We start from the raw sequence: 25,175 nt of genomic DNA on the forward strand, positions 1-25,175 counted from the left end.
TAATCGGGCTCCGTCTCTTCGCGCAAAAGTAAACTGGTGTCAAACGCTCTAGTTTGGAATGGTTTTAAGGATGGACGGGTGTTGGCAAAGCCGCGCCTTTTGAACGGCATCTGTTTGAAAAGTCGGCAGCATCTGCACCGTCTCGCCGTCCTGCGCAGCGTCATTCCGCCGCGGGCGTCACGATCCGCTATTGGCCCTGGCTGACCGTCTCAGCCCTTGCGCTGCATGCGGCAGAAGAAGAAGCCGTCCGTATCGGTGGAGGCCGGCGTCAGCGTCACCGTCAGGCCGTCGGAAGAATGCGGACGCGGGGCATCCTTTCCAAAGAGCTTATCCCAGGCGGGCAGGGCGCTGACGATCTGAAAATCGGGATTGTCGGCGGTGAAGCGGCGCACCTGTTCCTCGTTCTCCTGGGGCAGAACCGAGCAGGTGACGTAGATCAGTTCGCCGCCTGATTTGACGAAGCCGCTCGCCTGCGTCAGCGCATCCTGCTGCTGGGCGGTGCGTTCGTCGAGGTTCTTTGCCGTCAGCCGCCATTTCGTATCGGGACGGCGGCGCCACGTGCCGGTGCCGGTGCAAGGCGCATCGACCAGCACCTTGTCGCAGCGCCCGGCAAGGCCGGAAAGCGCCCTGGCTTCGTCATGCACCTGGACATTGCGCGTGCCCGCCCGCTTCAGCCGTTCGATGATCGGCGCCAGCCGTTTGCGGTCGGCGTCGTAGGCGTGAACCTGCCCCTTGTTCTGCATGGCCGCCGCCATGGCGAGCGTCTTGCCACCGCCGCCGGCGCAATAGTCGAGAACCTGCTCGCCGTCGCTCGCCAGCACCAGATCGGCGACGATCTGCGATCCCTCGTCCTGAACTTCGAACCAGCCTTTCTGGAACGAAAGCTCGGCTGTGACGTTGGGAAGACGCGAGGCGCCTTCGCCGGCGGCAATCCGGATGCCGTAGCGGGCGATCCTGGCTGCATGCGCGCCGACCCTGTCGAGCGCCTTGACGACCTTGTCGCGGGACGCCTTGAGGCTGTTGGCGCGCAGATCGAGCGTCGGGCGGGCGGCAAGCGCCTGTGCCTCGGCGAGCCAGTCGGCGCCGAAGGCCTGTTCGAAGGAGGATTGGACCCATTCGGGAATATCACCGCGGATATGCGGCGGCGCATCGTCAAGCGAGCGGCTTTCAAAGGCGGAGACGGCTTCGGCCGAAAGCGGCGCCGGCGCAAATTTGTCACCCGCCAGTTCGGTGGCAAGACTGTCTGGAGTAAAACCCCATTGGCGGAACATGACGGCGTGGGCAATGGCCTGAGCACTGTCGTCGTCCATCAGCCAGGCATGGGAAAGCCGCATGCGCAGGGCGTCATAGACGATGTTGCCGATCGCAGCACGATCGCCGGAGCCGGCGAAGCGGTGCGCAAGGCCCCAGTCCTTCAGCGCGTCGGCGACAGGGCGCTTGCGGGCATCGATGTCCGCGAGCACAGAAATCGCCCCTTCGAGGCGGCCGCCCAAACGCATTCACATGTCTCCTGTTGCCGTGGCGTGCGATGATCCGCAACAGGCGCGACAGTCGCGGGCGGATTGTTCACAAGTCTCAACCGCGTGGTAGCCGCGATTGACGGCAAGAGCAAGGGTTGGGCTCAGCTGATGACCTGGTAGCAGACTTTCGCAGTGCCGGAGCTCACCATACCGATATTCTGGGCGGCGGCGCGCGACAGATCGAGCACGCGGCCGCGGATGAACGGACCGCGATCGTTGATGCGAACGACGACGGTGCGGCCATTGTTGCGGTTGGTGACTTTCACCTTGGTGCCGAAGGCAAGCGAACGATGTGCGGCAGTCAAGATGGCAGGGTTCATACGTTCCCCGGAAGCAGTTTTGGAGCGAAGTGCGTACCATGAAGCACCGCCGCAACCATTGCCAGCAAAACCTTCCGCCGGAAGCATGGAAGAACAGGCTGCAATAGTTGCCGCGGCGATAATAGAACGACGTATTTTCTTCAAAACAGAGTATCCCTCAACTATTGAACTCACGCCCTTGCAGGCGGCGGGGCTTAAATCTGTTAAAAAGTGGCGAAAAAGTGCCGCCATCGTTCACGGAATATTACAATCTGTAACATTCGTGAGTGTGTCGGCGAAATTTTAGAAATCGACGGCAATCGTCAATGTGGAAAAAACATAATGAAATCAGTTAAAATACGAACGAATTTTCCGAAGAAGTAGTTAACGCCCTGGCGTTCACGAAAATCGCAAAAATATTTTTCCGATTTCGCCATATTTGTTGCCACATTTGGGCAAATTCAAAGGCCGTTAACCATAGTATGCGGCGAAAATTGTCCCACCAAAGCGCGAAAGTAGGAATTTCCTACTCATTTTGGGTGAGTAATCCCCGTTTGCAAACAGCAGCCTGATCTAGAGCCTTTCCGGGTTAGATTGCAGCATTCTGCCGGAGCAGGTTTTCGTCAGGACAGAGGCGATTGGCGAAGGGCATACCTCTTGGTACGGTCGAGCCGATCGCCTTTGTCCTGGCGCAAAGATGCCCGGCCCTTCGGGTTGGCTGAAACGGGCCGGCTGATCGACCGGCCGGCTTGGCCGTAGAGCTGGGCTACGACGCGCGCCGGCCGGTCGACCATCCGACTCCGTTTGAGCCAACAGAATGCTGCAATCTAACCCGGAAAGGCTCTAGCCGCGCCAGCGTCCGTCCTGCCACAATTGCGCAAGCGACATGGGATAGTTCGGGAAGGAGAATTGGAAGCCGGTGGCCTTGAGTTTCGCATTCGAGATGCGTTTGTTCTCGCCGTAGAAGGAGCGCGCCATCGGTGATAGTTCGGCGGTCTCAAAAGCCTGCTCCGGTGGCGGTTCGACACCCATCAGGCGGGCTGCCTCGACGATCACGTCTTGCGGCGGGGCGGGGCGGTCGTCGGTGACATTATAGATACCGCCGAGCCCGCGCTCCGACAGGAAGCGGGTCGCCGCGCCAATATCTTCGACGCGGATGCGGTTGAACACCTGGTCCTTCTTGATCAGCCGGCGCGCCGTGCCCTTTTCCAGATTGCAGAAGGCGTTGCGGCCCGGCCCGTAAATACCGGAAAGGCGCAGCACGGCCGCCGGCACACCGCGCTCCCGGCCCATCGCCAGCCAGCCCTCTTCCGCCTCGAGCCGCTCCTTCGAGCGCCCGGAAACGGGCAGGCAGGGCGTTTCCTCGTTCACCCAGGCGCCCTTATGATCGCCATAGACGCCGACGGTGGAGAGATAACCGATCCATTTGAGACGAGGCAGCAGGCTGGCGCCATCTTTGCCAAGCAGCCGCAGCAGCGGGTCGGCCTGCCCGGGCGAGATCGACTGCACGAGGTGCGTGACATCGGCCAAAGCCCGGCGCAGCCCTTTTTCCATGGTCTCGCCGTCGAAAAGGAATGCGGCGATGCCGTTCTGGCGGAGCACGTCCATCTTGTCTGGCGAACGCGTCGTGCCGGAAATACGCACGCCGTCGCCTGATAAGGCCTTGGCGATCGCCGTGCCGGAATAACCGCAGCCAAAAATCATCACATGCATCAGCCCACTCCCGCCAATCGCCATTCGTTCAAGACGTCGTCATCGCTCTCGTGAGCCCTTTGTGCGGCAAAGGCTGAGAATTCGCCAGCCTCCATCAGCCGTGAAAGCGCCCAGACCGCCATGCCGCGCACGACAGGCGAGGGATCGCTCGCGAGCATGCGACATTGCCCGATTAGCGCCGTATCGCCGGAATTGCCGGCGGCGATCAGCACGTTGCGGACGAAGCGGTCGCGGCCGATCCGCTTCACCGGCGAGCCGCTGAAGAAGGTGCGGAAGACGGCATCGTCAAGCGTCAGCAGAAAGGCGATCGACGGTTCCTTCAACTCTTCCCGCGCCTGCAGCTTCATCTCGGAGGCGGAGCTTGCGAACTTGTTCCAGGGACAGGCGGCAAGACAGTCGTCGCAGCCATAGATGCGATTGCCGATCAGCACGCGCAGATCGGCGTCGATCGGTCCCTTGTGCTCGATGGTGAGATAGGAGATGCAGCGCCGCGCGTCGATCTGGTAAGGCGCCGGGAAGGCAGCCGTCGGACAGATGTCGAGGCAGGCGCGGCAGGAGCCGCAATGATCGTTCTCCGCCGCGTCGACGGCAAGATCGGCAGTGGTGAACATCGTGCCGAGGAACAGCCAGGAACCGTGCGTGCGGCTGACGAGATTGGTATGTTTGCCCTGCCAGCCGAGCCCGGCGGCCGCCGCCAGCGGTTTCTCCATGACAGGCGCCGTATCGACGAAGACTTTCACATCGGCGCCGGCCCGCGCCGCAAAGCGCGTGGCGATCTCCTTCAGCCGGCCCTTGATGACGTCGTGATAATCGCGGTTGCGGGCATAGACCGAGATCGCGGCCTTATCCGGCTTGTCGAGGATACCGCGCGGATCCTCCTCCGGAGCGTAATTCAGGCCGAAGACGACGACGGAGCGCACCTCGCTCCACAGTGTCCGCGGATCGCCGCGCCGGTCGCGCGTCTCCGCCATCCACTCCATCGTCCCGTGGCGCCCGGCATCGATGAACTGGCCGAGCCGTTCCTTGGCTTCGGGGATCGCGTCCGGGCGCGTGATGCGGCAGAGATCGAAGCCCTTGGCGGCAGATTCCGCCCGAACGAACTCGGTCAAATTGTCGCGGCGGCGGCGCTCTTTGTCGTCATTCTTCGGTTCGGGCATGAAGAGCCCTCGTCAGAAATCCAGATCGGCATAGTGTGAAACCGGTGTCAGGCCGCGCACGCGCTCGGTCAGCATCGGCCGGAAAGAGGGACGCGACTTCAGCCGCTGGTACCAGTCCTTGACGACGGGCGCGTCCGCCCACTCGATTTCGCCGAGATAGTCGAGGATCGAGATCGAGGCCGCAGCGGCAAGATCGGCATAACTCATCCGCTCGCCCGCCAGCCACTGACGCGAACCGGCAAGCCAGGTGAGATAACGCATATGCTGGCGGATATTCGCGCGGGCCGTGCGCAGAATCTTCGAATCCGGGGCTCCGCCGCCTTGATCGGCGGTCATCTGCAACTTGTAGACACGCTCGCGGGCGAGCGGCTTGGTCACGTCGTTTTCCATCTTCTGCATGAACCACTCGGTCAGCCGGCGGATCTCCGCCCGCTGAAAGGGGTCTTCGGCGAGCAGCCGCCGGTCGCGTTTCAACACGCCGTGGGTCTCGTCCAGATATTCGGAAATAACGCTCGCGCCGCAGAGCGCGCGCATGCTGTCGTCGACATAGACCGGCAGCGTGCCGGCCGGATTGAGCGCCAGGAAATCCCGGCGCTTCTCCCATGTCTGCTCCTCGATCAGATCCGCCTGATAGCCGTATTCCGCCAGGATCAGCCGGACGAAGCGAGATGCGGATGACATGGGATGATGATAAAGCGTGGGCATCGATACTCGGGCTTTGTGATTGCTGTTACAGGACTGTGTGGCAGCTCAATTATAGCGCCCTAGTCATGACTCATTGGTTGAAGCTATAGGAGCTTGGCCCCGCCAATACAAGCGAATCGGATTTTACCCCATCTGACGATGGCGAAACACGGTCTAACGAACGAATGGAAGCGGCAGCCTGATCGACCCAAGCGCTCAGGCCCGGCCGAACTTTAAACCGGAGACGATGTATGGATTATATAAATGCTGCAATTCTCGGTATCATAGAGGGGATCACCGAATTTCTGCCGATCTCGAGCACCGGCCACCTGATCATCGCCGAGCAATGGCTCGGACACCGGTCGGACATGTTCAATATCGTCATTCAGGCGGGCGCCATCCTCGCCGTCACCATCATCTATTGGCGTCGTCTGCTGGATCTGGTGCTCGGCTGGCGCGAGCCGCAGAATCGCGATTATGCCGCCAAGCTGATCGTCGCATTTCTCATCACCGCAATTCTGGGCCTTGTGGTCAAGAAGCTCGGCTTCGAACTTCCCGAGACTGCAACGCCGATCGCCTGGGCGCTGATCATCGGCGGCATCTGGATGATCTTTGCCGAATGGGCGGCCGCACGCAGGCCACCGCACAAGGAGATCACCTGGCTTGTCGCCATCCTGGTCGGCATCGCCCAGATCGTTGCGGGCGTCTTCCCGGGAACGTCGCGCTCCGGCGCCACCATCTTCGTCGCCATGCTGGCCGGCACGGGCAATCGTGCTGCGGCAACCGAATTCGCCTTTCTCGTCGGCATCCCCACAATGTATGCCGCAAGCGGCTATGAATTGCTGAAGACGTTCAAGGATGGCGGCGCGGCTGGCGAAGACTGGACGGCGCTCGGCATCGCCTTCGTCGTTTCCACCATCGTCGCCTTCGTCGCGGTCAAATGGCTGCTTGCCTATATCAGAAGCAACCGGTTCACGCTGTTTGCCGTCTACCGCATCATTCTCGGTGTCTTGCTGCTCGGCATGGCTGCGACCGGCTTGATCGGTTGAGGCTTCCTTACGAGTCTGCATTCGCGCAAGTCCCGGCGCGAATGCAGTGCCTGTCGGAAGGTGGCGAACGAATACCCGCGCCCCGCCAAGCGTCGATTTTTCAGATAGCTATATTGAGAATAGGCGTCTGCCGCTGCTTTTGAAGCAGGCAATACCGAGCGTTCATTGTGGAGCGCCCTTGTTCGGCGTTCCCGACGGCTTGTCTTTATGAGATGCCGGCGCAGAGGGCCGGCCTTTTCGTCAATGGCTGATCGAAGCCGTCGAGCAAGGATCGACGCCATAGGCCGGCGAGCAGTCACCCTTTACCGCCGCGACCGAACCGGGCGCAACGAAGGAGCCTGCCAGGATAATTAGCGCCGCACACGCAAAAAGGAGCGCGATTGACTTGCCCATCGAGAAATGCCTTTCACAGTGATTGCCGCACGCTATCGCAGGCGTTGAAACCGTCCGAAGACGCGCGGGTTTGGTAGTCAGTGGAATGACAAATAGCAATAAACGTTCCTGCTAAATTTGGCGTTAATTCCACAAAATTTCCGATGCGTCTTTTATGCAACGCCGCGTAATATGACCGGCAAACAATCATTTCAAACTTGCGCCAGCTTTGCGTGAAGCCACGACGGCAAAACGCCGTCCGCATTGTCTGCGAACGGCGTTGTCAGAAGGCTGTAAAATTGGTCAGGCGGCCTTGCCGGTGCCGGTGTACTGGCCGTGCGGGCGATAGTGGACGAGGTAGGAGCCGAGCACCGATGCCACCATGGTGGGCGTAATACCGAGGCCCTTCAGAGTGCGGCCTTGCGCCTCGGCTTCCCCGGAGACGACATTGTCGCGCTTCAGCATGCGCACCTGATCCGGCGTGATCGGTGGCGTCACAAAGGGGACCAGCGAGGCGATGCTGCCGATCATTGAAGCGATGCCGAAAGGCAGGGATACCAGTGGGTTCTTGCGGCACGTCACCTTCAGCATCGTCTCGAGACATTCGCGGAAGCTCAGCACCTCGGGCCCGCCAAGCTCATAGATCTTGCCGCCGGCGACCTTGCCGTCGACGGCGCGGGCGACGGCCTCGGCGACATCCTCGACATAGACAGGCTGGAATTTCGTCTTGCCGCCGCCGACCAGCGGCAGGATCGGCGACATGCGCGCCATCTCGGCGAATTTGTTGAAGAAGCTGTCCTCCGGTCCGAAGACGATCGACGGACGGAAGATCACTGCATCGGGCTTGACCGAGAGGATGGCCGTTTCGGCGCGACCCTTGGTGCGGCCATAGTCCGAATCGGATTTCGCGTCGGCGCCGATCGCCGAAATATGGGTCAGCGTCGCGCCTGCCCCGCGCGCAGCTTCGGCGACCGCACGGCCGCCGAATTCCTGCACGGCGTCGAAAGTGTTGCGGCCGGCCTCGTGCAGAATGCCGACGCAGTTGACGACATGGCTCGCACCGTCGACGGCGCGGTCGATCGAGTTGCGATAGCGCAGGTTCGCCTGCACGAAGGAGATCTGGCCGACATTGCCGAGCGGCTGCAGGAAGCCGGCGAGATCGGGACGGCGCACGGCGACGCGGATGTTGTAGCCGCGCTTGGCCAGCGCCCGGACCACGTGCCTGCCCACAAAGCCGGACCCTCCGAACACGGTGACGAGCGGCGGCAGGTTGGCAAGGGTCATGGCAGGCTCCTCGAAAGGCTTGGCGGGATGCTTAATTGGCTCTCGTCTTAGCCCAATCCCGGCGCGACGGGAAGGCCCATCGTACCGTCAGTTTTGCGGGATGCGAGGCTGCTCTAGACGCCTTCGACGACGACCATTTCCGCATCGGCCACTTCCTGGCGGATTTTCGCGGCGATCTGGTATTCCGGCGAATTATAGCAGTCGACCGCATGCTGCAGCGAGGGAAATTCGATCACCACGTTGCGCACGCGCGCCTTTCCCTCGAGTTCGGTGAAGGCGCCGCCGCGTGCCAGGAAATTCGCCCCATATTTTTCGAAGGCCGGCTTGGCGGCCGCCACATAATCCTTGTAGCGCTCGGCATCGCGAACGTCGACGCGGGCGATCCAGTATCCCTTGGCCATGGTCTTCTCCCTTTTGTCGTTGAAACGATTAGCGGTTTGCGGGCCAGAGCGCACTCACCATCTCGCTGAGGATGGCGCGGGCGGCCTCTTTCGGATCGGGCGCCTTGACGATCGGCCGGCTGACGACGAGATGCGTCGCCCCCGCCTTCAGTGCGTCGAAAGGCGTCATCACCCGCTTCTGGTCGCCCTTGTCGCTGCCGGCTGGGCGAATGCCGGGGGTGACGATCGCCATGTCGGGGCCGACGATCTCGCGCACCTCGGCCGCTTCCGCCGCCGAACAGACGATACCGCCCATGCCGGCGGCGCGCGCCTGTTCGGCGCGGCGCAGCACGAGGCTGTGCGGATCTTGGCTGTAGCCGGCCTCGGCAAGGTCGTCGGCGTCCATCGAGGTCAGCACGGTGACGCCAAGCAGGCAGAGACCGGAGCCGGCGGCCGCCTCGACCGCCGCCCTCATCGCTTTCGGATAGGCATGCAGCGTCAGCATCGACATGCCCATCTTGGCGATGTTCTCGACGCCGGAGGCAACCGTGTTGTCGATGTCGAGCAGCTTCATGTCGAGGAAGATCTTCTTGCCGCTTGCGGCAAGATCGCGGGCGAATTCCAGGCCGCCGGCAAAGACCAGCTGATAGCCGATCTTGTAGAAGAGAATGTCGTCGCCGAGCGTCGAAACCAGTCTTTCCGCCTCGCCGATCGTTGGAACATCCAGGCCGACGATCAATCGCTCGCGTGCGTCCATGTGAAGTCACCCCCGCCAGTCTTCGATGGGCGTCCAGTCGCATGTTAGGCCGAGATCCGCAAGGCCGAAAGCATAGAGATTGCCGCCGCCGCCCGGCTGGTCGCGGTCGCGCGAAATCGGTCGGCCGGCCAGATGGCATTTGAGCAGCGTGCCGACGCCGCCATGGCCGACAAAGGCGATGGGTGCAGCCGCATCATGCATGGCAAGAACGGCGTTGACTGCCTCGACGATGCGGGCCTGCGCATCGACGGCGCGCTCCCAGCCCTTGAAGCTCTGTTCCGGATGGGCGAAGAACCAGTCGGCCGCCTCTTCGAATTGCGGCGGCGGCAGGAAGCCGGTGGCCGAGCGGTCGTTCTCGTGCATGGCGGGCACGACCTCGATGCTTAGACCGGAGGCGACTGCCAGGATCTCAGCCGTCTCGATCGCCTTCGTCTCGTTGCTGGAAATGATGCGGGTCAGCCGCTTGGCCCAATCGCTCGACGCAGCCTTACGAGTGCGTTCGGCGCCGACATCGGAAAGCCCCCATTTCGGCACAGGCACGTTCGCGTCGATCTTGACCTGCGGATGGGTGACATAGATCCCGAACATCTCAGCCTCGCTTGTAGATCCACAGCTGCGCCGGCGGAATGTTGCGGACGACGAAGTCGAAATGTTGAATGTGATAGCGGTCGGGATTGGCGGCGATCGGCGAGATCGCGCCGTAGGAGATCTGCACCACCGGCCGTCCGGCCGGTAGGCGGTCGAGCAGGCTTTCGAGCAGCGACACCCGCATCGCCATCGGGAAGTTCAGCAGCGGAATGCAGGAGATGACGCAATCGAAGGTCCGGTCGCCATAGTCGCCGAGCGTGGCCTGAAGATCGAAGGCATCGCCATTGATGAAGTGCACGCCGGGATAGGTCCGCAGCAGATGTTTGTGGAAATCCGTCGAATATTCGATTGCGACGAGATTTTCCGGTCGGACGCCGCGGCCGAGAATGGCCTTGGTGATGGCGCCTGTGCCCGGTCCGAGTTCGAGCACCGGCAGCCCGGAATGGATGTCGACGACGCTTGCCATGCGCTTGGCGGTGATCGAGGAGGTCGGCACGATCGAGCCCACCGTTTTCGGCCCCTGCATCATGCCCCTGAAGAAGCGGATTTCGTCATCGAACTTCTTGCCCAGCCGTTCCTTCACCTTGACCCGTAAGCTCATTCTCCACCCATCCGCATGTTGATCGAATGCCCTTAATATGCCGCTTGTCGCTGAAGGGACAAGGATTTTCGCAACAAGGACATCGGCATCAACAACTCATGCCGCTTTTGGGTGGGAGCGAGGCATGAGATCGGCGAGCCTCTGGCTTAAGTGATCGGCGTCGATCGGCGCGCGCAGCTTCTTATCGGTATTGTCGAAATAGAGATAGACGTCGCGGCCCTTGCTGCGTGCCGCAAGCGGCGCCAGCACCCGCGTCGCATTCTCCGGTTCTCCGCCGGTTGCCCAGGCGCGGATGCGTTGCGCCCAGATGTCGAGGGCTTCGTCCTCATAGCCGCTGACATAGAGCTGTTCGGAACCATGCAGGCGGCAATAGATGAAATCGGCGGTGATATCCATCAGCAGCGGCCATTTCACCGTATCGGCGCAGACGAGGGCGATCTGTTGGCGCCTCAGCATGTCGATGAAGGCGGGGGATCGGAAGCTCTCGTGGCGAATCTCCAGGGCATGGCGGATCGGCTGTCGTCCGTCGATTTCAAGCCAGGCTCGCCCCTTGACGTGTCCGTCGTGCCGCCGCGCCAGGTTTGCCGCCGCTTCGCCGTTATGCGGCAGCAACGCCAGGAAATTTTCGAAAAGATCGGGATCGAAAGCCATGTTCGGCGGGAATTGCCAGAGGATCGGCCCGAGCTTGGGGCCAAGCCGCAGCAGACCCGAGGCGAGGAAATTGGCGAGCGCCGTCTCGATATTCTGCAGCCGCAGCATATGGGTGATGAAGCGCGGTCCCTTGACCGCAAAGACGAAATCATCCGGCGTTTCGTCGCGCCAGCGGCCGAAGCTTTCAGGCCGCTGCAAGCTGTAGAATGTGCCGTTGATCTCGATCGAACGGAAATGCCGGGCGGCGTAGGAAAGCTCCTGCTTCTGCGGCAGGTCTTCCGGGTAGAATTGGCCGCGCCAGGGCGCATAGGTCCAGCCGGATATGCCGATACGCACCGTTCCCGTCTTTTTCGTCATCGGATCCTCCGCTTTGACAGGAGGAAAAACGGAGGCGGGCGGCCTTCGTTCCGGTCAGACGCGCATCGGCATCAGCACGTAGAGCGCATCGTCGCCTGCCGTGTCGCGGATCAGCGTCGGCGAGCCGGCATCGGCCAGCAGGAAGATCGCTTCTTCGCCGGAAAGCTGCGCGGTGATGTCGAGCAGGTATTTGGCGTTGAAACCGATTTCCATCGCATCGGTGTCGTAACCGACGGCGACTTCCTCGGTCGCACTGCCGGAATCGGGATTGTTGACGGTCAGCATCAGCTGGCCCTCGGAAAGCGCCAGCTTCACGGCGCGGCCGCGTTCGGAGGAGATGGTGGAGACGCGGTCGACGGCCTGGGCGAAGCTCGTGCAGTCGACGCGCATTTCCTTGTCGTTGCCTGTGGGGATGACGCGCTGGTAATCCGGGAAAGTGCCGTCGATCAGTTTCGAGGTCATGACGATCGAGCCGATCGTCAGCCGGATCTTGGCGTCGGAGACCTCGACCGTCACGACAGCCTCGGGATTATCGACCAGCTTCTGCAACTCGCCGACCGTCTTGCGCGGAATGATGATGCCGGGCATGCCTTCGGAGCCCGAGGGCGCATCGACATCGGCGCGCGCCAGTCGGTGGCCGTCGGTGGCGACTGCCCTGAGCTTCAGGTCGCCCTTGCTCTCGATCGTGTGGAAGAAGATGCCGTTGAGATAGTAGCGCGTCTCTTCCGTCGAGATCGCGAACTGGGTGCGGTCGATCAGCATCTTCAGGTCGGCCGCCTTCAGCTTGAAGCTATGCGTGAAGGTGCCGGCGGTGAGATCAGGGAAGTCCGATTCCGGCAGGCACTGCAGCGAGAATTTCGAGCGGCCGGACTGCACGGTCATCGCGCCGCCATCGGTGCTGGTGGCAAGCAGCACTTCCGAACCGTCGGGAAGCTTGCGGACGATGTCGTAGAGCAGGTGGGCCGGAACGGTGGTGGCGCCGGGCTGCTCGACGCTTGCCGGCGTCGCCTCGGTGATTTCGAGGTCGAGGTCGGTCGCCTTCATGTCGAGGTTCTGGCCATCGGCCTTGAGCAATACGTTGGACAGGATCGGGATCGTGTTGCGACGTTCGACCACCCGGTGGACGTGGTTCAGCGATTTCAACAGGTTTGACCGCTCAATAGTAATACGCATGGGATGCTACCGCTTTCGACCGTGACTGTCCGGGCGCATCGAGCACCCGAAGAATGCTGTCCCGACTTGAGGCCGGGGGAGTGGACGGGCAAAATGGCAGACTTCAGCATGGCTTTGCAAGAGGCATGCACGGCCGGACGCCTGCATTTGCGGTTTTCCAGAGCAATGCTCACAGAAATCCGAACCCTTGCCGAAGTGGTGCCGCTCGCCCATAAGGGTTCGATGACGGCGGGACGAAAGCAAATGGCATGAATGAGGAAACCACAGCGGATGCCGCCACCCGGCGAAGCTTCCGCCTGCACAATGCGACGGTGCCGGCGCGGCCGCTGGAGCCGGCGCTCTATCTCGTCGCCACCCCGATCGGCAACCTCGGCGACATCACGCTGCGTGCGCTGGAAACGCTGGCCGGCGCCGATGTGCTCGCCTGCGAGGATACGCGCGTCACCCGCGTGCTGCTCGACCGCTACGGCATCCAGAACCGCCCTTTCGCCTATCATGAGCACAATGCCGACGAGGCCGGCCCGCGGCTGCTGCAGGCGCTCGAAGCCGGCCGGTCGGTGGCGCTGGTGTCCGATGCCGGCACGCCGCTGGTGTCCGATCCCGGTTACCGACTGGCGCAGCAGGCGATAGCGGCAGGTTACCGCGTCATTCCCATTCCCGGCGCCTCCGCGCCGCTCGCAGCCCTTGTCGGCTCCGGCCTGCCGAACGATGCATTTCTTTTCGCCGGCTTCCTGCCGGCAAAGGACAAGGCCCGCCGCGATCGTCTGGGTGAGCTTGCAACAGCCCCCGCGACGCTGATCTTCTTTGAATCGCCGCATCGCATCGGCGCTACGCTTGTCGCCGCTGCAGACGTGCTCGGAGCCACGCGATCCGCCTCCGTCTGCCGCGAACTGACCAAGACCTATGAGGAGTTCCGCCGCGGCACGCTTGCCGACCTTGCCGCCCATTATCAGCAGGTGGAAAACGTCAAGGGCGAGATCGTTCTCGTCATCGGTCCGCCGGAGCCGGTCGAGACGGATGAGGCCGACGTCGACGCCGTGCTCGCCGACCTGTCGAAATCAATGCCGACGGCAGGCGCCGCGACCGAGGCGGCCCGCCTCACCGGCCTGCCGCGCAAGGTGCTCTATCAGCGCCTGCTGGAGATCAAGAACGCCGATGGCCGATAGCGACCTCACTGCCATCAGGAGGAAGGCGCTGCGCCGGGGCCGCATGTCGGAATATGTCGCGGCCGTCTTCCTGATGCTGAAGGGTTACCGCATCCTGGCGCTGCGCCACCGCACCCGGCTCGGCGAGATCGACATCATTGCCCGCAAGGGCGATCTCGCCGTCTTCGTCGAGGTCAAGGCCCGGCGGGGCGAAGCTGCGGCGGTCGACGCCGTCTCCATCGCCGCGCAGAAGCGGATAAGGGCGGCAAGCGATCTCTGGCTCGCCCGCCAGGCGGATCAGGCCCGCCTTTCCCTGCGCTACGATATCGTGGCGATCATGCCGGGCCGGCTGCCGCGGCACTTCATTGACGCCTTCTGACCTCTTTCGACCCATCGGATTTCCGGATCGTTAAACTTTTAGTTCCCGCGTGAACCAGCTTCTTACGACTCTCTGCTACCCCAAATCTCGGTAGGGATAACAATTGGGGATTGTTTCATGGCCTGGAAGCTGATGCTTGCGAGTGCGGTCGCCATGGCCGCGCGCTCGGTGCCTTATGCCGTGGCGAAGCCGGCCGGGAAATCCTTCGTTGCCCATGCGAGCGGCCTGCTGCCGCTGAAGTCCACGCCGATCAACCCGGACTGGATCGTCAGCGGCAACCCGCAGGCCCGCACCGCCGAACATTCCCGCGGTCATGACGAGGCGTCGCTGACGGCGATCTGGGATTGCACGGCGGGCGAATTCCGTTGGTATTTCGGCTGGGACGAGACGGTAATGATCCTCGAGGGCGAGGTCCATATCACCGCCGAGGACGGCACCGAACGAACCCTCAGCACCGGCGACGTCGCCTTTTTCGCCGGTGGAACCTGGGCGAGCTGGCGGGTCGACAACTACGTCCGCAAAGTCGCCTTCCTGCGCAAGCCTTTCCCAAAGCCCTTGGCGATCGCCTACCGCCTCCGCAACATGCTGCGCAATGGCGGCAACCAGGGCATCGCCGCCTGAAGATCGATTTCGATTTTCGAGGTTAGTGCTTATCGGGCTGGGGCGGGGCGGTCGTCTCCCCCTTGAGAATCTCGCACGCAAACAGGATCGGATTGTCGAGATCAGGCGCAGTCTGCTTGTTCAACAGAACGGCGACCGCCGCTGCAGCCATGTCTTGAATCGGCTGCTTCACGGTCGTCAGGCGCGGCGTGGTCATGCTGGCGAGCGGGATGCCGTCGAAGCCCATGACGGAAAGGGCTGCCGGTATCGGGATTCCCAGATCATGCGCCGCCCGCATGCAGCCGATCGCCTGCTGGTCGGAACTTGCAAAGATCGCCGTCGGCCGCTCGTTGCGCGCCCGCGCCAGAAGATAATTTCCTGCCGAACGGCCGCTCTCATAGTCGAAAGCCGCCTCGGCAATCAGCGGTGATCCCGCCATTGCCGCGCGGCCGTCCGCCTGCTCGCCAGCCTGCTCGCCAGTCCGCTCGATCGCATCGAGGTAGCCTCTGAGGCGATCATTGGCGGGGACGGAGTGGCTGGGCCCGGAAATGAAGCCGATGCGGCGATGGCCGAGCTGCAGAAGGTGCTCGACGCCAAGGCGAACGCCATTGCGGTGATCGGCGGCAATACCGGAATATCCTGGCATGAGACGGTCGATGACGACGATCGGCAATCCTTTCGGCAGCTTGATCGTATGGAAATCGATGCTCGGAACCAGAATGATCCCGTCGACCTTTCGGCTTGTCAGCTGCTTGATGCGATCAGCCTCTTTGGCCGCATGATCGAGCGACGTCATGACGATGATATTATAGCCGTGATTGGCCGCTGCCTGTTCCACGGACTGGACAAGTTCCGAGAAGAACGGATTGGTCAGATCCGGAATGATGATGCCGATGAGGCGGCTGACCTTGCTGCGCATGCTTCGCGCCGACGGGTCCGGCATATAGCCGAGCTCTTTGATGATCCCGGTAACGCGCGCCCGCAATTCCTTCGTCACCGAGGGATGATCGTTCAAAACCCTGGAAACGGTCCCGGTGGAAACGCCCGCAAGCTTGGCAACGTCTCTAATTCCGACCTTTGACATAACGGAAACAGTGGCCCTTCATCTTCGCCTTCACAACACGCCCGGGGCGTCTGATCGAGGCTTCCAGCTAATGGTCTTTGCGGCTCTCGTCAAAGGGCCGAATTTCATTTGGGACGGCCCATCATCCATAGCATGAGCACCGCCACGCGCAATGGAAACGGTTCATCGTTCACGCTTTTAGATGTTTTCGGCGGGGTCATCCTTGAGGTCATTCGGCCCGAATTCGGCAGCTTGACAATTTTTTGGAGCGTGTTACCCAGATGGCGTTGGAAACGGTTCATTGCCGCGGGCAACTCAGATGGAGCTGAGCCCAGAACCGTTCGGGAGGAGAAAAATGTCCCATTCTATGAAGCGTGAATCCGTCTTGATCAGTGCGCCGCGCCGTACGGCATTGAAGGTCGGACTTGCCGGCGCCCTGGCGCTGGCGCTGTCCTGCGGCGTGTCGCCCGCCTTTGCCGCCGGCAAGCCGAAGGTCGGCCTGATCATGAAGTCCTTGTCCAATGAGTTCTTCAAGCAGATGAAGGCCGGCGCCGACAAATATGCGGCCGAGAACAAGGACAAGTTCGACTTCAAGGCCGTCGGCATGAAGGACGAGCGCGATTTCGCCTCGCAGGTCGATGCCGTCGAAAACTTCGTCACGCAGAAATACGATATCATCGTCGTGGCGCCCGCCGATTCCAAGGCGATGGCGACCCCGCTGGCAAAGGCTGTGAAGGCCGGCGTCAAGGTCATCAACATCGACGTGCCGCTCGATGCCGATGCCAAGAAGAAGGCGGGGATCGATCTCGCTTTCTTCGGCCCTGACAATCAGGAAGGGGCAAAGCTTGCCGGCGATGCACTGGCCAAGGATCTGGGGCCGGGCGCCAAGGTCGTCATCCTCGAGGGCAATCCCGAGGCCGACAATGCCAAGGAGCGCAAGGAAGGCTTCATGGATTCCGTCAAGTCGGGCAAGCTTGAGCTTCTCGACAGCAAGACGGCTCATTGGGAGACCGAGGAAGCCAATACCGTCATGACGAACTTCCTGACGAAATATAAGGATATTCAGGGCGTGATGGCCGCCAACGACTCCATGGCCCTCGGCGTCGTCAAGGCGCTCGATGCGGCCGGCCAGGCCGGCAAGATCAAGGTTGTCGGCTTCGACAACATCCCGCCGGTTCAGCCGCTGATCAAGGACGGTAAGATGCTTGCCACCGTCGAGCAGTATGGTGCGCAGATGGCGGTCATGGGCATCGACTATGGCATGCGGGAACTGGCCGGCGAAAAATTCACCGGCTGGGTCAAGACCGACGTCAAGCTGGTCACTGCAGCCGATCTGAAATAGTCGGATTGCCGGCCCCAAAAGCAAATGTGGCGCCGGCTGCGGCCGACGCCATTTCCACCAACCGATTGACGCGTTGATCGCTCCGGGTGAGGCTCGTTTCGAGCCTCTCCGATGCGCGTTGCGCCGAGGTTTGAACAGACCATGCATGAGGTCGACGTGTCAGACGCACCAGATGACGACATCCTGAGGCTGGAGGGGATCGGCAAGCGCTTCCCCGGCGTCGTGGCGCTCAAGGATGTCTCCATGCGGATCGGCCGCGGCAAGGGGCACGTTCTCCTGGGCGAGAATGGCGCCGGAAAGTCGACCCTGATCAATCTGCTCGGCGGCGTCTTCAGGCCGGATGATGGCCATATCCTGTTTGACGGCAAGCCTTATCATCCGTCCTCGCCCCTGGAGGCGTTCAAGGCGGGCATCCGGGTCATTCACCAGGAGCTGCATCCGCTTTCCAACCTGACGGTTGCCGAAAACCTGCTCTTCGAGCATCTGCCGCGCCGCTACGGCCTGGTGAACTACAAGGAAATGAATAAGAGGGCAGCCGAACTCCTGGAAGAGGTCGGCCTCGATGTGGCCCCGACCACGCTGGCGAGCCGCCTCAGCGTCGCGCAGCTTCAGCTGGTCGAGATCGCCAAGGCGCTTTGTTACGAAAGCAAGCTTCTCGTTCTCGATGAACCGACGGCAACCCTGACCTCCAAGGAGGTCGATCGCCTCTTTGAAATTCTGAAACGCCTGAAGCAGCGAGGCGTCACCACGCTCTATATCTCGCACCGGCTGGAGGAGATCTTCGAAGTCGGTGACGATGTGACGGTGCTGCGCGACGGCCAGCACGTGATCACCCGTCCACTGGCAGGGCTGGCTATTCCCGACATCGTCGAGCTCATGGTCGGGCGCAAGCTTTCGGATCACGGCATTTTCCGCGGCGACAGCGTGGTCTCAGGCGAGGCGCTCGGCGTCTCCGGCCTGAAGGTGACGCGCCATAGCCCGGAACTGTCATTTTCCGTGGCAAAGGGCGAGATTGTCGGTATTGCCGGTCTCGTCGGCAGCGGCCGGACGGAGGCGGTTCGCGCCATATTCGGCGCCGACGCCAAGGCGGCCGGCGAAATTCGCCTGAATGGCGAGCCGGTCGAGATCCACTCGCCGCAGGATGCCGTTGCGGCGGGGCTCTGCCTGGCGACCGAAGACCGCAAGATGCAGGGCCTGATGCTCGATATGAGCTGCGCTGAAAATACCACTATCACCGATCTCGCCAAGATCTCCCGCAACGGCCTGATCAGGCGAAGGGCCGAGGAGGATCACGCGCAGCGCCTCGTGCGTGAGCTGCGGATCAAGACTCCGTCCATCCGTCAGGCCGTCAGGACCTTTTCCGGCGGCAATCAGCAAAAGGTCGTCATTGCCAAATGGCTGTTCCGCGGTCCCAAGGTGCTGATTTTCGATGAGCCGACCCGCGGGATCGACGTCGGTGCCAAGGCCGAGATTTATGAGCTCCTGTGGAAGTTTGCGGCCGAGCAAAAAGGTGTCCTGGTCGTGTCTTCCGATCTGCCGGAACTGATGGGCATCTGCCATCGTATCATCGTCTTTTCCGACGGCAAGATTGCAGGGGAAATAGCCCGGGACCAATTCGACGAGAGCAGGATCCTTTCGCTCGCCTACAAGGAGTACAGCCGTGTCCGCCAACATTGAAGAACAGACCGAGGCGAAAACTGGGGCGAAAGAGACGAGCGTCTGGGACAAGCTGATCCGGATCTCGATGAAGGAAGCGGGCGTCGCCATCGCCCTCATCCTGATCCTGGCGTTTTTCTCGGCGACGGCGCCCTATTTCGCGACGCCGGAGAATTTTCTGAAGATCTTCGTGCAGATCGCCATCAACACCGTGCTGGCCGCGGGCATGACCTTCGTCATCCTCGTCGGCGGCATCGATCTCTCCGTCGGCTCGCTGCTTGCCCTTTGCACGGTCATCGGTGCGACGATCATGATCAATCCGGCGTTTTCGCCATGGCAGGCGATCGTTCTCGCCTGTCTGGCGTCGATGGGCACCGGCGCCATCCTTGGCGCGGTCAATGGCTGGATCTGCGAGAAGTGGAAGCTTCCGTCCTTCATCGTCACCCTCGGCATGCTGAACGTCGCCAGCGGCCTGGCCCGCGTGGTCAGCGACAACTCCACGATAACAGGCCTGCCGCAGCCTTTCGTCGATTTCGGCAACCTGATCTTCTGGGGCATCTTTCCGTCGATCTTCCTGATTGCGATCGTCGTCGTCCTGATCGGCTGGTTCGTGCTGCGCTACACCGTCTTCGGGCGCTTCGTCTTTGCGATCGGCACCAATGAAGAGGCTGTGCGGCTGTCGGGGCATCAGCCGAAAAGATACAAGATCGCGGTCTTCACGATCTCCGGGCTGACCGCCGGCATTGCCGCCATGGTCTATCTGCTCCGCCTCAATGTCGGCAGCCCGGTTGCCGGCATCGGCTATGAGTTGAATGCCATCGCCGCCGTCATCATCGGCGGCACCAGCCTCTCCGGCGGCAAAGGCTCGATCATCGGCACGCTGGTCGGCGCCTGCATTCTGCAGGTGCTGTCGACGGGATTGCAGCTGCTCGGCGCCGACGACAATATCAAGCCGATCGTCATCGGCGCCGTCATCGTGCTCGCCGTTATTCTCGACAGCTATCGCGGCCGGCTGATGCGCATCCTTGAGACGCGATGATCAGGGTGCGCCGGAAGGCCTTGATTGGCCGTTGCGTTTGAAATCTGGCCGACCTACATCTGTCCGGCAGTCAGGAAGGGACGGAAATGGCCAAGATCACCAATGTAGCGGTCCAGATGGATCATGTCGCCGGCATCAATATCGCAGGTGATTCCACCTTCGCCATGAGCCTGGAAGCCCAGGCGCGCGGCTACCGGCTCTTCCATTACACCCCCGACCGCCTGAGCTTCCGCGACGGCAAGCTCTTTGCCAGCGTCGAGCCGATGCTGCTGCGCGACGTCAAGGGCGATCACTTCGAGCTTGGCGCGCCGGAGCGCGTCGATCTCGCGACCATGGATGTCGTGCTGCTGCGCCAGGACCCGCCCTTCGACATGGCCTATATCACCTCGACGCATCTGCTCGAGCGCATTCACCCGAAGACGCTCGTCGTCAACGATCCGGCCTGGGTGCGCAACTCGCCGGAGAAGATCTTCGTCACCGAATTTTCCGACCTGATGCCGAAGACGCTGATCACCAAGGACCCGGCCGAGATCCGCCGTTTCCGTGACGAGATGGGCGACATCATCCTGAAGCCGCTCTACGGCAATGGCGGCGCCGGCGTCTTCCATTCGACCCGCGACGACCGCAATCTCTCCTCGCTGCTGGAAATGTTCGGCCAGCTGTTCCGCGAACCCTTCATCGCCCAGCAATATCTGCCCGATGTGCGCAAGGGTGACAAGCGCATCATCCTGGTCGACGGTGAATTTGCCGGCGCCATCAACCGCGTCCCGGCCGAACACGACAGCCGCTCCAACATGCATGTCGGCGGCCGCGCCGAGGCGACCGAACTGACGCCGCGCGAGCAGGAAATCTGCGCCCGCATCGGCCCGGCGCTGAGAGAACGCGGCTTCCTGCTCGTCGGCATCGATGTGATCGGCGATTACATGACCGAGATCAACGTCACCTCGCCCACGGGCATCCGCGAGGTCAAGAAGTTCGGCGGCGCCGATATATCAAGCCTCCTCTGGGATGCGATCGAACGCAAGCGCGGCTGACCGGCAAATTATGCCCGTTTTGATCCCGCGGCCGGGTACAACCCGGTCGCCGCGGATATCCAGATACGTTCCTTGATTGTTCTTGTTTTATTCCCGCTTCCATGCCAGATTGCAACCGCTGGCTCTCAAGGGCCGGGGGCGGTATAAGAGTTTGCGGCAAGGGGATGGGTTTATGGTCGCGCGTGTCAGCACGGTGGCATTCCAGGGCATCGAAGGTGTGCCGGTCGAGGTTCAGGTCATGGTCGCGCCCGGCAAGGTCGGCATGCAGATCGTCGGCTTGCCCGACAAGGCGGTTGCCGAAAGCCGCGAGCGGGTGCAGGCCGCCCTCCATGCCTCCGGCCTGGCGCTGCCGGCCAAACGGGTAACCGTCAATCTGGCGCCCGCCGATTTGCCGAAGGAAGGCTCGCATTTCGATCTGCCGATCGCCTTGGCGCTGATGGCCGCCCTCGGCGCCATTCCCGCCGATGCGCTGTCGGATTTTGTCGTCGTCGGCGAGCTCAACCTCGATGGCACGATCGCCGCCATCGCAGGTGCGCTGCCGGCCGCGATCGGCGCCAATGCGCTCGGCAAGGGGCTGATCTGCCCGGCCGAAAGCGGCGCCGAAGCTGCCTGGGCGGGCGCGGATGTCGATATTCTCGCACCCCGCAGCCTGATCGCTCTTGCCAATCATTTCCGCGGCACGCAGGTCCTATCGAGGCCGGAGGCATCGATCCGCGCCAATGCAGCCAACCTGCCGGACCTTGCCGAGATCAAGGGCCAGGAAAGCGCCAAGCGGGCGCTGGAGGTCGCAGCCGCCGGCGGCCATAATCTCCTGATGGTCGGGCCTCCCGGCTCCGGCAAGTCGATGCTGGCGGCCAGGCTGCCGTCGATCCTCCCGCCGCTTTCGGCCGCCGAACTGCTGGAGGTGTCGATGGTCCACTCGATCGCCGGCCAGCTCTCCGGCGGCAAGCTTTCCGACCGCCGGCCCTTCCGCACCCCGCATCATTCCGCCACCATGGCCGCCCTCGTCGGCGGCGGCCTGCGCGCCCGTCCGGGCGAAGCCTCGCTTGCCCATCACGGCGTGCTGTTTCTCGACGAATTTCCAGAGTTCACGCCGCAGGCGCTCGATGCGCTGCGCCAGCCGCTCGAAGGCGGCGAGTGCGTCATCGCGCGTGCCAATCACCGCGTTTCCTATCCGGCGAAATTCCAGCTGATCGCGGCAATGAACCCCTGCCGCTGCGGCATGGCCGGCGAGCCCGGTCATAGCTGCGCCCGCGGCCCGCGCTGCATGAGCGACTACCAGGCCCGCATCTCCGGCCCGCTGATGGACCGCATCGATATCCGCATCGACGTGCCGGCCGTCTCCGCCGCCGATCTCATCCGGCCGATGGCGGCCGAAAGCAGCGCCGACGTCGCCCGCCGCGTCGCCCGCGCCCGCGAGATCCAGCAGGAGCGCTTCGAAAGTGCCGGCGCAAAAGGCATCGGCACCAATGCCCGCTGCTCCACCGCAATGATCGAGAAAATGGCCGAACCCGACGCCAGCGGCCTGCAGCTGCTGCGCGACGCCGCCGAAAAGATGAAATTCTCTGCCCGCGGCTACCACCGCGTCCTCAAGGTCGCCCGCACCCTGGCCGATCTCGACGGCAAACCGACCGTCGGCCGCATCCATCTCGCCGAAGCGATCTCCTACCGCATCGCCGGTGAGAGGCTGACGGCGGCGGCGTGAGGATGGAAGCGAATAGGGAGTAGCGAAGAGTTTGCTAATTGGCTTGCCTGAATGCCAAACCAGTTCGCATCCTATTCGCTATTCGCTATTCGCTATTCGCTATTCGCTATTCAGCTCCCCAGCCCTTCAAACAGCGCCGTCGAGAGATAGCGCTCGGCGAAGGAGGGGATGATGATGACGATGTTCTTGCCGGCGTTTTCGGGACGGTTGCCGACCTTGATGGCGGCGGTCAGCGCCGCCCCCGAGGAGATGCCGACCGGCACGCCTTCGAGCCGGGCGATGAGGCGGGCCTGCTCGAAAGCCTCGTCGTTGGTGACGGTGACGACCTCGTCGTAGATGCCGGTGTCGAGGATTTTTGGAGCGAAGCCGGCGCCGATGCCCTGGATCTTGTGCGGGCCTGGGTTGCCGCCCGACAGGATCGGCGAATCGGCCGGCTCGACGGCGATGATCTGGATCTCGGGCTTGCGGCTCTTCAGCACCTGGCCGACACCGGTGATCGTGCCGCCGGTGCCGATGCCGGAGACGACGATGTCGACCGTGCCGTCGGTATCGTTCCAGATTTCCTCGGCCGTCGTCTTGCGGTGGATCTCCGGATTGGCCGGGTTTTCGAACTGCTGTGGAATGACGGCATCGGGCAGCGACGACGCCAGTTCCTCGGCCTTGGCGATGGCGCCCTTCATGCCCTTCGGGCCCTCGGTCAGCACCAGCTCGGCGCCGAGCAGCGCCAGCATCTTGCGGCGCTCGACCGACATCGTTTCCGGCATGGTGAGGATCAGCCGATAGCCCTTGGCGGCGGCGGCAAAGGCAAGCGCGATGCCTGTGTTGCCGGAGGTCGGCTCGATCAGCACCGTCTTGCCGGGAGTAATCTTGCCCTGCGCTTCGAGGCTTTCGATCATCGCGACGCCGATGCGGTCCTTGACCGAGGCGATCGGGTTGAAGAATTCGAGCTTGCCGATCAGGTTCGCCACGACGCCCTTTTCCCGCGCCAGCTTGTCGAAGCGCACGAGCGGCGTATCGCCGATGGTTTCGGTGATCGAGGAATAGATGCGGCCGCGGCCGGGTTTGTGCGACATGGGTGCTCTCCCTTTGAAATCCTGCCCCTGGAATCGAGGGGAGAATAGGGTCAAAGGCCGGTCTAGGCCAGAGCGCGTTCGGCCCGGAGATGCGGTCCGCGGAGAAAAAAACCTTTGAAAACCGTTTCTTGCCGAATGTTTATTTCAGGCAGCCCGCGTGGCGATGAAGGCCGCCGTGCCCGCCAGGATACCGGCCGCAACCCGGTTCAGCGCCTGCAAGGCCCGCGGCTCTCTCAGCATCGTCCGGGCTCGCGAGGCAAGCAGCATATAGGGCACCAGCACGACGATCAGCACCACGAAGGTAACAGTGAGCAGGAGCGCATAGTCTGACAAGCCGATATGGCCGATATCGATCAGCGTCGGCACCAGGGCGACATAGAACAGCATCGTCTTCGGATTGCCGAGCGTCACCAGCAGGCCGGAGAGGAAGGACAGGCCGATATTGCTCGATTTGCGCGCCGCGATATCCTGCGGCAGCAATCCCGCCGTCCAGAGCTTCCAGGCGATGTAGCCGAGATAGAGGGCGCCGGCGATCTTGATGGCGATGAACACCTCGGTGAAGCTCTGCGCCACGAAGGCGAGGCCGAGAATGACCGCGGTGAGATAGGTCATGTCGCCGAGCACCAGGCCGAGGCCCATGAAGAAGGTCTCGCGGAAATTCGAGCCGAGCGCCCGTGCGACGATCGCGGTGATCCCAGGTCCGGGAATGGCCGCGGCGATGAACAGCGCTCCGGCATAGGTGATCAGGACGGTGAGGCTCATCTTCTTAACCCACAGGGCTTCTGCCGCCCTCTATAGGCAAGCCTTGCTGCCGCATCAATGCTTTGGCGCTGATCTGTCCATAACCATAAAGAATAGGTCTGCTGAACCATGATCTACTTGGAAAGCGACCCCGCCTTGCTATCTCTCCCTCTGCAAATGCGCGATCAGCGTCCTCCGCGCCTCCCGAAAGGGAGCGCAACGCCGCGGAGATTTTCATCACCAAGGAGAAAATGAATGTCCCCCAGCTCAGCCGAAACCCGCAGGCTTTCGCCGCTCAAGACGCCGTCCAGCCTGTCGACCAACGCCATTACCGATATCTCGGCGGCGCTGACCGCCCTGCTTGCCGATGTCTTCACGCTTTATCTGAAGACCAAGAATTTCCACTGGCACATGTCCGGCCCGCATTTTCGCGACTATCATCTGCTGCTCGACGAACAGGCCGAGCAGATCTTCGCCATGACCGACGACATTGCCGAACGTGCCCGCAAGATCGGCGGCACGACGCTGCGCTCCATTGGCCAGATCGCCCGCCAGCAGCGCCTTTCGGACAATGACGCCGATTTCGTTACGCCCGAAGACATGTTGTCGGAATTGCGCGAGGACAATGCGCAGCTCGTTTCGCTGCTGCGCGAGGTGCATGGCCTTTGCGACGAGCATAATGACGTCGCGACCGCCAGCCTGATCGAGAACTGGATCGACGAGGGCGAGCGCCGCACCTGGTTCCTGTTCGAAACGACACGCCCGCAGAGGTAACATCGGCAACCGGACGTCTCAGCCGTCGCTGTCGGGACG

The 25,175-nt window shown here is 62.2% G+C and carries 27 protein-coding genes; 12 read left to right on the plus strand and 15 right to left on the minus strand.

From position 1 onward, the window contains the following. Nucleotides 1-209 precede the first annotated feature (209 nt). Together FHX10_RS19330 and FHX10_RS19335 are read right to left on the minus strand one after the other, a co-directional pair. On the minus strand, nucleotides 210-1,499 hold the full coding sequence (locus FHX10_RS19330; protein ID WP_184390047.1) for an RsmB/NOP family class I SAM-dependent RNA methyltransferase: 1,290 nt from the start codon (nucleotides 1,497-1,499) through the stop codon (nucleotides 210-212). Between the two features lie 122 nt (nucleotides 1,500-1,621). Continuing rightward, nucleotides 1,622-1,927 (minus strand): septal ring lytic transglycosylase RlpA family protein, encoded by a 306-nt coding sequence (locus tag FHX10_RS19335; protein WP_244604868.1) that lies wholly within the window; start codon nucleotides 1,925-1,927, stop codon nucleotides 1,622-1,624. Here FHX10_RS19335 and FHX10_RS35200 point away from each other — a divergent pair. After that, the gene (locus FHX10_RS35200) at nucleotides 1,827-2,126 is read left to right on the plus strand and encodes a hypothetical protein (RefSeq protein ID WP_244604869.1); all 300 of its coding nucleotides are present in this window, start codon (nucleotides 1,827-1,829) and stop codon (nucleotides 2,124-2,126) included. The genes FHX10_RS19335 and FHX10_RS35200 overlap by 101 nt on opposite strands. A 536-nt stretch (nucleotides 2,127-2,662) precedes the next feature. Here the strand turns inward: FHX10_RS35200 and FHX10_RS19345 are convergent. From FHX10_RS19345 to FHX10_RS19355, 3 genes are read right to left on the minus strand one after another with little or no spacing between them, the layout of a single operon-like run. Beyond that, complete coding sequence (locus FHX10_RS19345; protein WP_184390049.1) at nucleotides 2,663-3,532, minus strand: SDR family oxidoreductase; 870 nt, start codon at nucleotides 3,530-3,532, stop codon at nucleotides 2,663-2,665. Then, entirely contained in the window at nucleotides 3,532-4,689 is a 1,158-nt protein-coding gene (queG, locus tag FHX10_RS19350) for a tRNA epoxyqueuosine(34) reductase QueG (protein WP_184390052.1), read from the minus strand. The genes FHX10_RS19345 and queG overlap by 1 nt, the downstream gene beginning before the upstream one ends. Before the next feature lie 12 nt (nucleotides 4,690-4,701). Then, nucleotides 4,702-5,394, minus strand: a complete 693-nt coding sequence (locus tag FHX10_RS19355; protein ID WP_028758378.1) for a glutathione S-transferase family protein — start codon at nucleotides 5,392-5,394, stop codon at nucleotides 4,702-4,704. A 230-nt stretch (nucleotides 5,395-5,624) separates the two neighbouring features. On the opposite strand from FHX10_RS19355, the gene FHX10_RS19360 reads away from it, so the two are divergent. Further along, a complete protein-coding gene (locus FHX10_RS19360; protein WP_028758379.1) occupies nucleotides 5,625-6,422 on the plus strand; it encodes an undecaprenyl-diphosphate phosphatase in 798 nt (265 codons plus the stop codon). 675 nt (nucleotides 6,423-7,097) lie between these two features. Here FHX10_RS19360 and FHX10_RS19365 read toward each other — a convergent pair. The 7 genes from FHX10_RS19365 to dnaN form a co-directional block, all read right to left on the minus strand. Next, nucleotides 7,098-8,078, minus strand: coding sequence for a complex I NDUFA9 subunit family protein (locus FHX10_RS19365; RefSeq protein WP_028758381.1), 981 nt, complete (start codon nucleotides 8,076-8,078; stop codon nucleotides 7,098-7,100). Between the two features lie 113 nt (nucleotides 8,079-8,191). Then, nucleotides 8,192-8,479 carry a DUF1330 domain-containing protein gene (locus tag FHX10_RS19370; protein WP_028758382.1) on the minus strand — a complete coding sequence of 96 codons (288 nt, stop codon included), beginning with the start codon at nucleotides 8,477-8,479 and terminating at the stop codon, nucleotides 8,192-8,194. Between the two features lie 28 nt (nucleotides 8,480-8,507). Continuing rightward, a complete protein-coding gene (pyrF, locus tag FHX10_RS19375; RefSeq protein ID WP_028758383.1) occupies nucleotides 8,508-9,215 on the minus strand; it encodes an orotidine-5'-phosphate decarboxylase in 708 nt (235 codons plus the stop codon). Between the two features lie 6 nt (nucleotides 9,216-9,221). Beyond that, nucleotides 9,222-9,803: a histidine phosphatase family protein gene (locus FHX10_RS19380; protein WP_184390055.1), complete on the minus strand. Its 582-nt coding sequence runs from the start codon at nucleotides 9,801-9,803 to the stop codon at nucleotides 9,222-9,224. A 1-nt stretch (nucleotide 9,804) separates the two neighbouring features. Further along, nucleotides 9,805-10,404 (minus strand): phospholipid N-methyltransferase PmtA, encoded by a 600-nt coding sequence (pmtA, locus tag FHX10_RS19385; RefSeq protein WP_028758385.1) that lies wholly within the window; start codon nucleotides 10,402-10,404, stop codon nucleotides 9,805-9,807. Nucleotides 10,405-10,500: 96 nt separating this feature from the next. Beyond that, complete coding sequence (locus FHX10_RS19390; protein WP_184390057.1) at nucleotides 10,501-11,412, minus strand: DUF72 domain-containing protein; 912 nt, start codon at nucleotides 11,410-11,412, stop codon at nucleotides 10,501-10,503. Between the two features lie 54 nt (nucleotides 11,413-11,466). Beyond that, complete coding sequence (gene dnaN, locus FHX10_RS19395) at nucleotides 11,467-12,585, minus strand: DNA polymerase III subunit beta (protein ID WP_184390060.1); 1,119 nt, start codon at nucleotides 12,583-12,585, stop codon at nucleotides 11,467-11,469. A 93-nt stretch (nucleotides 12,586-12,678) separates the two neighbouring features. Here dnaN and FHX10_RS19400 point away from each other — a divergent pair, with 93 nt between their 5' ends. From FHX10_RS19400 to FHX10_RS19415, 4 genes are all read left to right on the plus strand, one after another. After that, complete coding sequence (locus FHX10_RS19400; RefSeq protein WP_184390063.1) at nucleotides 12,679-12,837, plus strand: hypothetical protein; 159 nt, start codon at nucleotides 12,679-12,681, stop codon at nucleotides 12,835-12,837. Continuing rightward, nucleotides 12,834-13,751, plus strand: a complete 918-nt coding sequence (rsmI, locus tag FHX10_RS19405) for a 16S rRNA (cytidine(1402)-2'-O)-methyltransferase (protein WP_184390065.1) — start codon at nucleotides 12,834-12,836, stop codon at nucleotides 13,749-13,751. Before FHX10_RS19400 ends, rsmI begins: the two co-directional genes overlap by 4 nt. Next, nucleotides 13,741-14,109: a YraN family protein gene (locus tag FHX10_RS19410; RefSeq protein WP_028758388.1), complete on the plus strand. Its 369-nt coding sequence runs from the start codon at nucleotides 13,741-13,743 to the stop codon at nucleotides 14,107-14,109. Before rsmI ends, FHX10_RS19410 begins: the two co-directional genes overlap by 11 nt. A 117-nt stretch (nucleotides 14,110-14,226) precedes the next feature. Then, nucleotides 14,227-14,730, plus strand: coding sequence for a cupin domain-containing protein (locus FHX10_RS19415; RefSeq protein ID WP_028757730.1), 504 nt, complete (start codon nucleotides 14,227-14,229; stop codon nucleotides 14,728-14,730). Between the two features lie 22 nt (nucleotides 14,731-14,752). Here FHX10_RS19415 and FHX10_RS19420 read toward each other — a convergent pair whose 3' ends face one another. Further along, on the minus strand, nucleotides 14,753-15,793 hold the full coding sequence (locus FHX10_RS19420) for a LacI family DNA-binding transcriptional regulator (RefSeq protein ID WP_097543191.1): 1,041 nt from the start codon (nucleotides 15,791-15,793) through the stop codon (nucleotides 14,753-14,755). Nucleotides 15,794-16,127: 334 nt separating this feature from the next. On the opposite strand from FHX10_RS19420, the gene FHX10_RS19425 reads away from it, so the two are divergent. The 5 genes from FHX10_RS19425 to FHX10_RS19445 all read left to right on the plus strand — a co-directional run bounded on the left by FHX10_RS19425 (nucleotide 16,128) and on the right by FHX10_RS19445 (nucleotide 22,548). Continuing rightward, nucleotides 16,128-17,114 (plus strand): sugar ABC transporter substrate-binding protein, encoded by a 987-nt coding sequence (locus tag FHX10_RS19425; protein ID WP_028757440.1) that lies wholly within the window; start codon nucleotides 16,128-16,130, stop codon nucleotides 17,112-17,114. 141 nt (nucleotides 17,115-17,255) lie between these two features. After that, nucleotides 17,256-18,791 carry a sugar ABC transporter ATP-binding protein gene (locus FHX10_RS19430; RefSeq protein ID WP_183903652.1) on the plus strand — a complete coding sequence of 512 codons (1,536 nt, stop codon included), beginning with the start codon at nucleotides 17,256-17,258 and terminating at the stop codon, nucleotides 18,789-18,791. Continuing rightward, a complete protein-coding gene (locus tag FHX10_RS19435; protein ID WP_047617598.1) occupies nucleotides 18,775-19,809 on the plus strand; it encodes an ABC transporter permease in 1,035 nt (344 codons plus the stop codon). The genes FHX10_RS19430 and FHX10_RS19435 overlap by 17 nt, the downstream gene beginning before the upstream one ends. A gap of 86 nt (nucleotides 19,810-19,895) precedes the next feature. Beyond that, the gene (gshB, locus tag FHX10_RS19440) at nucleotides 19,896-20,843 is read left to right on the plus strand and encodes a glutathione synthase (protein ID WP_028758391.1); all 948 of its coding nucleotides are present in this window, start codon (nucleotides 19,896-19,898) and stop codon (nucleotides 20,841-20,843) included. Between the two features lie 172 nt (nucleotides 20,844-21,015). Continuing rightward, a complete protein-coding gene (locus tag FHX10_RS19445) occupies nucleotides 21,016-22,548 on the plus strand; it encodes a YifB family Mg chelatase-like AAA ATPase (RefSeq protein WP_184390068.1) in 1,533 nt (510 codons plus the stop codon). Between the two features lie 110 nt (nucleotides 22,549-22,658). On the opposite strand, the gene cysK is transcribed toward FHX10_RS19445, so the two are convergent. Beyond that, nucleotides 22,659-23,621, minus strand: a complete 963-nt coding sequence (gene cysK, locus FHX10_RS19450; RefSeq protein ID WP_184390070.1) for a cysteine synthase A — start codon at nucleotides 23,619-23,621, stop codon at nucleotides 22,659-22,661. A 144-nt stretch (nucleotides 23,622-23,765) separates the two neighbouring features. Beyond that, nucleotides 23,766-24,383: a LysE family translocator gene (locus FHX10_RS19455; RefSeq protein ID WP_063474804.1), complete on the minus strand. Its 618-nt coding sequence runs from the start codon at nucleotides 24,381-24,383 to the stop codon at nucleotides 23,766-23,768. 234 nt (nucleotides 24,384-24,617) lie between these two features. Between FHX10_RS19455 and FHX10_RS19460 the strand changes: the two genes are divergently transcribed. Beyond that, a complete protein-coding gene (locus FHX10_RS19460; protein ID WP_028757396.1) occupies nucleotides 24,618-25,136 on the plus strand; it encodes a Dps family protein in 519 nt (172 codons plus the stop codon). The last annotated feature ends 39 nt before the right edge of the window (nucleotides 25,137-25,175 follow it).

This window comes from Rhizobium sp. BK591, assembly GCF_014195045.1.
GTDB classification, from domain to species: domain Bacteria; phylum Pseudomonadota; class Alphaproteobacteria; order Rhizobiales; family Rhizobiaceae; genus Rhizobium; species Rhizobium anhuiense.

Excerpts from the sequence above, each read along its gene's own strand:
- FHX10_RS19370 (WP_028758382.1), bottom strand. The coding sequence starts at position 8,479 with ATGGCCAAGGGATACTGGATCGCCCGCGTCGACGTTCGCGATGCCGAG.
- FHX10_RS19400 (WP_184390063.1), top strand. The coding sequence starts at position 12,679 with ATGGCAGACTTCAGCATGGCTTTGCAAGAGGCATGCACGGCCGGACGC.
- FHX10_RS19460 (WP_028757396.1), top strand. The coding sequence starts at position 24,618 with ATGTCCCCCAGCTCAGCCGAAACCCGCAGGCTTTCGCCGCTCAAGACG.
- FHX10_RS19330 (WP_184390047.1), bottom strand. The coding sequence starts at position 1,499 with ATGCGTTTGGGCGGCCGCCTCGAAGGGGCGATTTCTGTGCTCGCGGAC.
- FHX10_RS19355 (WP_028758378.1), bottom strand. The coding sequence starts at position 5,394 with ATGCCCACGCTTTATCATCATCCCATGTCATCCGCATCTCGCTTCGTC.
- FHX10_RS19335 (WP_244604868.1), bottom strand. The coding sequence starts at position 1,927 with ATGCTTCCGGCGGAAGGTTTTGCTGGCAATGGTTGCGGCGGTGCTTCA.
- cysK (WP_184390070.1), bottom strand. The coding sequence starts at position 23,621 with ATGTCGCACAAACCCGGCCGCGGCCGCATCTATTCCTCGATCACCGAA.
- FHX10_RS19415 (WP_028757730.1), top strand. The coding sequence starts at position 14,227 with ATGGCCTGGAAGCTGATGCTTGCGAGTGCGGTCGCCATGGCCGCGCGC.
- FHX10_RS19445 (WP_184390068.1), top strand. The coding sequence starts at position 21,016 with ATGGTCGCGCGTGTCAGCACGGTGGCATTCCAGGGCATCGAAGGTGTG.
- FHX10_RS19455 (WP_063474804.1), bottom strand. The coding sequence starts at position 24,383 with ATGAGCCTCACCGTCCTGATCACCTATGCCGGAGCGCTGTTCATCGCC.
- FHX10_RS19420 (WP_097543191.1), bottom strand. The coding sequence starts at position 15,793 with ATGTCAAAGGTCGGAATTAGAGACGTTGCCAAGCTTGCGGGCGTTTCC.
- FHX10_RS19360 (WP_028758379.1), top strand. The coding sequence starts at position 5,625 with ATGGATTATATAAATGCTGCAATTCTCGGTATCATAGAGGGGATCACC.
- FHX10_RS19410 (WP_028758388.1), top strand. The coding sequence starts at position 13,741 with ATGGCCGATAGCGACCTCACTGCCATCAGGAGGAAGGCGCTGCGCCGG.
- dnaN (WP_184390060.1), bottom strand. The coding sequence starts at position 12,585 with ATGCGTATTACTATTGAGCGGTCAAACCTGTTGAAATCGCTGAACCAC.
- pmtA (WP_028758385.1), bottom strand. The coding sequence starts at position 10,404 with ATGAGCTTACGGGTCAAGGTGAAGGAACGGCTGGGCAAGAAGTTCGAT.
- rsmI (WP_184390065.1), top strand. The coding sequence starts at position 12,834 with ATGAATGAGGAAACCACAGCGGATGCCGCCACCCGGCGAAGCTTCCGC.
- FHX10_RS19425 (WP_028757440.1), top strand. The coding sequence starts at position 16,128 with ATGTCCCATTCTATGAAGCGTGAATCCGTCTTGATCAGTGCGCCGCGC.
- FHX10_RS19380 (WP_184390055.1), bottom strand. The coding sequence starts at position 9,803 with ATGTTCGGGATCTATGTCACCCATCCGCAGGTCAAGATCGACGCGAAC.
- gshB (WP_028758391.1), top strand. The coding sequence starts at position 19,896 with ATGGCCAAGATCACCAATGTAGCGGTCCAGATGGATCATGTCGCCGGC.
- FHX10_RS35200 (WP_244604869.1), top strand. The coding sequence starts at position 1,827 with ATGGCAGGGTTCATACGTTCCCCGGAAGCAGTTTTGGAGCGAAGTGCG.
- FHX10_RS19345 (WP_184390049.1), bottom strand. The coding sequence starts at position 3,532 with ATGCATGTGATGATTTTTGGCTGCGGTTATTCCGGCACGGCGATCGCC.
- FHX10_RS19430 (WP_183903652.1), top strand. The coding sequence starts at position 17,256 with ATGCATGAGGTCGACGTGTCAGACGCACCAGATGACGACATCCTGAGG.
- FHX10_RS19390 (WP_184390057.1), bottom strand. The coding sequence starts at position 11,412 with ATGACGAAAAAGACGGGAACGGTGCGTATCGGCATATCCGGCTGGACC.
- queG (WP_184390052.1), bottom strand. The coding sequence starts at position 4,689 with ATGCCCGAACCGAAGAATGACGACAAAGAGCGCCGCCGCCGCGACAAT.
- FHX10_RS19365 (WP_028758381.1), bottom strand. The coding sequence starts at position 8,078 with ATGACCCTTGCCAACCTGCCGCCGCTCGTCACCGTGTTCGGAGGGTCC.
- pyrF (WP_028758383.1), bottom strand. The coding sequence starts at position 9,215 with ATGGACGCACGCGAGCGATTGATCGTCGGCCTGGATGTTCCAACGATC.